Annotated in this window: 4 protein-coding genes; 1 reads left to right on the plus strand and 3 read right to left on the minus strand. The window is 69.0% G+C overall.

From position 1 onward, the window contains the following. The 3 genes from ACIQZN_RS34880 to ACIQZN_RS34890 all read right to left on the minus strand — a co-directional run. The coding region (locus tag ACIQZN_RS34880; protein WP_404002731.1) for a type I polyketide synthase at positions 1-2099 on the minus strand (2099 nt) is incomplete at its 3' end. Between the two features lie 60 nt (positions 2100-2159). Next, a complete protein-coding gene (locus ACIQZN_RS34885; RefSeq protein WP_330315488.1) occupies positions 2160-2378 on the minus strand; it encodes a ferredoxin in 219 nt (72 codons plus the stop codon). Beyond that, positions 2375-3586 carry a cytochrome P450 gene (locus tag ACIQZN_RS34890; RefSeq protein WP_404002733.1) on the minus strand — a complete coding sequence of 404 codons (1212 nt, stop codon included), beginning with the start codon at positions 3584-3586 and terminating at the stop codon, positions 2375-2377. The genes ACIQZN_RS34885 and ACIQZN_RS34890 overlap by 4 nt, the downstream gene beginning before the upstream one ends. Positions 3587-3753: 167 nt before the next feature. Here ACIQZN_RS34890 and ACIQZN_RS34895 point away from each other — a divergent pair. Next, a partial coding sequence (locus ACIQZN_RS34895; RefSeq protein ID WP_404002735.1) for a type I polyketide synthase occupies positions 3754-6453 on the plus strand: 2700 nt, incomplete at its 3' end.

The raw sequence follows: 6453 nt of genomic DNA on the forward strand, positions 1-6453 counted from the left end.
AGCGACACGGCCTCGCCGAGCTCGGGCAGGACGTCGGCTTCGGGGGCGGCGATGGCGAGCATGGCCCCGCCCGCGCGGGCGGCCTGCATCAGCCGTCCTCGTACCGCGACGAGCGCACACGCGTCCTCCAGGGAGAACACTCCCGCTGCGTACGCGGCGCTGACCTCGCCGATCGAGTGACCGATCAGCGCGTCAGGACGCATCCCGAATGAGGAGACCAGCGTGAACAGGGCGGATTCGAGTGCGAATAGTGCGGCCTGGGTGAACCGGGTCTGATCCAGTACCGGATCGCCGCCGAACACCACGTCCTTCAGTGACCGGCCGAGATGCCCGTCCAGGTACGCACACGCTGCGTCGAACGCCTCCGCGAACACCGGGAACGCCTCATACAACTCCCGGCCCATACCGGCCCGCTGGCACCCCTGCCCCGTGAACAGGAACGCCGTCCGCGCCGGCCCGGCAGTACCCGCAGCACGAACACCTTCCAGTGCGGCGACCAGCTCTTCCCGGTCCGCGCCCACGACGACCGCGCGGTGTTCGAAAGCGGTGCGGGCGGACGCCAGCGAGTACCCGACATTGAGCGGCGACGCGTCAGAAGTACGTACGAACTCGGCCAGCTTCCCCGCCTGCGCGCGCAGCGCCTCCGCGCTGCGCGCCGAGACCACCCACGGCACCAGCCCCGGTCCCGCGTCCTCCACAACAGGGGTCTGCTCGGGTTCCTGTTCCAGGACGACGTGGGCGTTGGTACCGGAGATCCCGAACGACGACACCGCAGCGCGGCGGGGCCGGTCGACCTCGGGCCAGGCACGCTGCTCGGTCAGCAACTCCACCGCGCCCGCGGACCAGTCGACATGCGAGCTCGGCTCGTCCACGTGCAGAGTGCGGGGCAGGATCCCGTGCCGCATGGCCATGACCATCTTGATCACCGCAGCGACACCCGCCGCGGCCTGCGTGTGACCGATGTTCGACTTCAGCGAGCCCAGCCACAACGGCCGGTCCGCCGAGTGCTCCTGCCCATACGTCGCGATCAGGGCCTGCGCCTCGATCGGGTCACCCAGCCTCGTCCCCGTACCGTGCGCCTCGACCACATCCACATCCGCGGCCGACACCCGGGCGTTCGCCAACGCCTGCCGGATCACCCGCTGCTGCGAAGGACCATTCGGCGCCGTCAGACCATTGCTCGCACCGTCCTGATTGACCGCCGAACCCTTGATCACCGCCAGCACCGGATGCCCATTGCGCCGCGCGTCCGACAAACGCTCCAGCACCAGCCACCCCACACCCTCGGCCCAGCCCGTTCCGTCGGCGGAATCGGAGAAGGCCTTGCAGTGGCCATCCGGGGAGAGCCCACGCTGACGGCTGAACTCCACGAACGTGGTGGGGGTCGCCATGATGGCGACCCCACCCGCGAGCGCGAGTGAGCACTCGTCCTTGCGCAGCGCCTGCCCGGCCTGGTGCAGGGCGACGAGGGACGAGGAGCAGGCGGTGTCCACGGAGACCGCCGGGCCTTCGAGGCCGAAGGTGTACGCGATCCGGCCCGAGGCGATGCTGCCCAGGCTGCCGTTGACCAGGTAGCCCTCGAAGTTCTCGGGCGCGGGCCGCAGCCGGGAGGCGTAGTCGTTGTACATGACGCCGGCGAAGACGCCGGTGTTGCTGCCCTTCAACGCCTCGGGCACGATCCCGGCCCGCTCGAACGCCTCCCACGCCGTCTCCAGCAGCAACCGCTGCTGCGGATCCATCGCCAGGGCCTCACGGGGCGAGATACCGAAGAACTCCGCGTCAAAACCCGAAGCCTCGTACAGGAACCCGCCCCGACGCGTCATCGACTTACCCGCCACGGCCGGGTCCGGATCGAACAGACCCTCCACATCCCAGCCACGGTCCGACGGGAACTCACCGACCGCGTCCCCACCCCGCTCGACCAGATCCCACAAGCCCTCCGGAGACGTCACACCCCCGGGGAACCGGCACGCCATACCCACGATCGCCAACGGCTCATTCGCCCGCTCCTCCACATCGGAGAGCTCCCGCCGGGCCTGTCGCAGATCGGCGGTGGCCCGCTTGAGGTATTCGCGGAACTTGTCTTCGTTGTCAGCCACTGGAGAAAGACCCTTTTCTGGGGAGCGGGCAAGCGGGCAAGCGGGCGGGCGAACGGGCCGTCAGGCCGGGATTTCCTCGACCTCGATGGCGAGCGACGGGCAGCGGCGCGCCGCGTCCTTCACCTCGGCGTGCAGCGATGGCTCGGGGTCCTTGTCGAGCAGGAAGACGACGCCGTCCTCCTCACGCTGGTCGAACACATCCGGCGCGGTCAGCGCACAGATACCGGAGGAGCAGCACTCCTCTTCCTTGATGGTGATCAGCAGTCGTGCCTGGCTCACCAGGTCACCTCCAGTCGGTGGATTCCGAATACGGTCGCGTCCTTGAACGGAAGGTCTTCCGGGGGACCGACCAGGCGCAGTCCGGGGATGCGCCGGAAAAGGGTGTCGTAGACGATCTCGAGCTCGGCCCGGGCCAGGTTCTGGCCGAGGCAGGCGTGCACGCCGAAGCCGAACGCGACGTGGCCGGACGTCTGGCGCCCCAGGTCGAGCGTGGCCGCGTCGGGGAAGACCCGCTCGTCGTGGTTGGCGGCGGCGGCCGACGCGATGAAGCCCTCGCCCGCGCGTACGACGACGTCACCGACCTCGATGTCCTCAAGGGCCACGCGGGCTGTCGGGTAGTCCACGATGCTGAACCAGCGCAGCAGTTCCTCGACCGCGCCCGGGGTCGTGGACGGGTCGGCGGTGAGCGTGGCGAGCTTCTCCGGCTCCCGCAGCAGGGCCGCCACCCCGAGCGAGATCATGTTCGCCGTCGTCTCGTGGCCGGCCAGGAGCAGCAGCATCGCGAAGCCGGTGAGCAGCTCGTGGTCGTAGATGCCCGCTTCCCGGTACTTCACGGCGAGGCGGCTGAGCAGCGCGTCATCGGGCGCGTCGTCCTTGCTGGACACCAGGTCGCCGAGGAACTGGCGCAGAGCGCCGAAGGCGGCCCCGCGTTCCTCAGGCGTACTGGACCGCTCCAGCAGTACCTCGGTGTACTTCTGGAACGTGCCGCGGGTCTCGTACGGGACCCCGAGCAGCTCGCAGATGACGAGTGAGGGGACCGGCAGCGAGAGCTCCTGGACCAGGTCCACCGGCCTGCCGCCCGCGCCGGCCTCCAGAACGCGGTCCACGCATTCATCCACGATTTCCTGAATACGCGGACGCAGCCGGCGGACACGATTGAGCGTGAATTCACTGGTGACCATGCGCCGGTGAAGCGAGTGATCCGGGGAGTCCATCGACAGCAGAAATCCCTTCTGCGCGAAAGCCCCCACATTGGCGACGGTCGCGGGAAAGGCGGGATGGGCCCTGCTGGCCGAGGTGGCCGGATGGCTGAGAAGAGTACGCACGTGCTCGTGACGGGTGGCCAACCAGGCCGACTTTCCGTTCTGGAGCACCACCTGGGACATGGGCCCTTCGGCGCGCAGCGGTGCGTACTCGGCAGGCGGACTGAACGGGCAGGTCCGGGCAAAGGGAAAGGGCGGTATGTCGGAGCTATCGGTATCGGACATGGTGGTGACCTCTCGAGACAGAGCGCTTCGCGCCGCAAGGTATGCGCAGGGGCTTAATTGCTGCTAAACGCGGCAGCGCTTTAGGTCTGATTAAGGCCAAGGCAAGCAACGCGGAGGAGGGTGGCGAGCCGAACGGGTGGCCCGGTAGCCCAAGGGGATGGCTCTGCATGCCGAATGAAGACAAGCTTCGCGATTACCTCAAGCGTGTGACGGCTGATCTTCAGCAGACACGCCGCCGCCTCTCCGATGTGGAGGAGCGGGCGAATGAGCCGTTGGCGATCGTGGGTATGGCGTGCCGGTTCCCCGGGGGTGTGACGTCTCCGGAGGGCTTGTGGGATCTGGTCGAGCGGGGTGGGGACGCGGTCGGTGAGTTCCCGTCGGACCGTGGCTGGGATGTGGAGGGTCTGTTCGATCCGGACCCGGCCGTGGCGGGTAAGTCGATGACGCGTCGGGGCGGGTTCCTGTACGAGGCGTCGGGTTTTGACGCGGAGTTCTTCGGTATCTCGCCCCGTGAGGCCCTGGCGATGGATCCGCAGCAGCGGTTGCTGCTGGAGACGGCGTGGGAGGCGTTCGAGCGGGCCGGGATCGTGCCCGAGGCGTTGAAGGGCAGCAACACCGGCGTCTTCGCCGGCGCCATTCCGCAGGACTACGCGCCCGAGGTCGACAAGGTCCCCGCCGATGTCGAGGGCTACGTCGGCTCCGGCGTCCTCACCAGTGTCGCCTCCGGCCGGATCGCGTACACCTTCGGCCTCGAAGGCCCGGCCGTCTCCGTGGACACCGCCTGCTCCGCCTCCCTCGTCGCCCTGCACCTGGCGGCCGAGTCCCTGCGCCGAGGCGAGAGCTCACTCGCCCTGGCCGGCGGCGTCACCGTGATGTCCACGCCGCGCATCTTCGTGGAGTTCAGCCGTCAGCGTGGGCTCTCCTCGGACGGCCGCTGCAAGGCATTCGCGGACGACACCGACGGCACCGGGTTCTCCGAGGGTGTGGGGTGGTTGGTGCTGGAGCGTTTGTCGGATGCGCGGCGCAATGGGCATCCGGTGCTGGCGGTGATCAAGGGTTCGGCGGTCAATCAGGACGGTGCGAGCAATGGTCTGACGGCGCCGAATGGTCCTTCGCAGCAGCGGGTGATCCGGCAGGCGTTGGCGAACGCGCGGGTGTCGGCCGCCGATGTGGATGTGGTCGAGGCACACGGTACGGGGACGAGGCTGGGTGACCCGATCGAGGCGCAGGCCCTGATCGCGACGTACGGTCAGGAGCACTCGGCGGACCGGCCGTTGTGGCTGGGTTCGCTGAAGTCGAACATCGGTCACACGCAGGCCGCGGCGGGTGTCGCTGCGGTGATCAAGATGGTCATGGCCATGCGGCACGGGATCCTGCCCCGCACTCTGCACGTGGACGAGCCGAGCTCGCATGTCGACTGGTCCGCGGGCGCGGTGGAGTTGCTGACCGAGCAGCGTGCCTGGCCCGAGGTCGAGCGCCCGCGCCGCGCTGCGGTGTCGTCGTTCGGGATCTCCGGTACCAACGCCCACGTCGTCTTGGAACAGGAACCCGAGCAGACCCCTGCCACGCAGGACGCGGAGCCGGTCCTGGTGCCGTGGGTGGTGTCGGCGCGGAGCGCGGAGGCCCTGCGCGCGCAGGCGGGCAGGCTGGCCGAGTTCGTACGCGGATCTGAGGCGGCACTGCTGGATGTCGGGTACTCGCTCGCGTCGGCCCGCACGGCCTTCGAACACCGCGCGGTCGTCGTGGGCGCGGACCGGGAAGAGCTGGTCGCCGCCCTGGAGAAGGTCCGGGACAGTCTGTCGGCGGCCTCCTCGGCTCCGGTCACCGGGCCGGCGCGGACGGCGTTCCTGTTCACGGGGCAGGGGTGCCAGCGGGCGGGTATGGGCCGCGAGTTGTATGAGGCGTTCCCGGTGTTCGCGGAGGCGTTCGACGCGGCGTGTGCGTACCTGGACGGGCATCTGGGCCGGTCGCTGAAGGACGTGGTGTTCCAGGGCGATCCGGTACTGGATCAGACCCGGTTCACGCAGGCCGCGCTGTTCGCGTTGGAGTCGGCCCTGTTCACGCTGGTGTCCTCGTTCGGGGTGCGTCCCGATGCGCTGATCGGTCACTCGATCGGCGAAGTGACCGCCGCATACGCAGCCGGAGTGTTCTCGCTGGAAGACGCGTGCGAGTTGGTCGCGGTACGAGGTCGGCTGATGCAGGCCGCCCGTGCGGGCGGAGCCATGCTCGCGATCGCCGCCCCGGAATCCGATGTGCTGCCCGAACTGGTTGAGGGCGTGTCGCTGGCGGCGGTGAACGGCCCGGCAGCGGTCGTCGTCTCCGGTGACGCGGACGCGGTCGAGGCGCTGGAGGAGCTGTTCCGTGGGCGCGGGGTCAAGGTCAAGCGGCTCACCGTGTCCCACGCGTTCCACTCCGCGCACATGGACACGGCCCTGACGGAGTTCGAGGAGACGATCGGCTCCCTGACCTTCCACGAGCCCCGGATCACCGTCATATCGAACGTGACTGGTCAGGTCGCTGATGAGCTGACCAGCCCCGCCTACTGGACCCGCCAGATCCGTGCGGCGGTCCGCTTCGCCGACGGCATCGGCACCCTGGACGCCCAGGGCATCACCACGTACCTCGAACTCGGGCCGGACCCGGTCCTGACTTCCCTCGTCCAGAGCACCCTCGACACCCCCACCGCCGCCTCCGCACTCAGGGGCGGCCGAGATGAGGCCCGCGCCCTCCTTCAGGCCCTGGGCACCGCCTACACCAGTGGCACGGACATCGACTGGACGGCGCTCCTGCCCGGTGGCAACCGCGTCGATCTGCCGACCTACGCGTTCCAGCACGAGGAGTTCTGGCTGCACCCGGTCGACCAGACC

This window comes from Streptomyces sp. NPDC097595 (assembly GCF_044761525.1).
GTDB lineage: Bacteria > Actinomycetota > Actinomycetes > Streptomycetales > Streptomycetaceae > Streptomyces > Streptomyces drozdowiczii_A.

What these genes read in the sequence shown, in the direction of transcription:
- ACIQZN_RS34890 (WP_404002733.1), bottom strand. Translation starts at nt 3,586, where the DNA reads ATGTCCGATACCGATAGCTCCGACATACCGCCCTTTCCCTTTGCCCGG.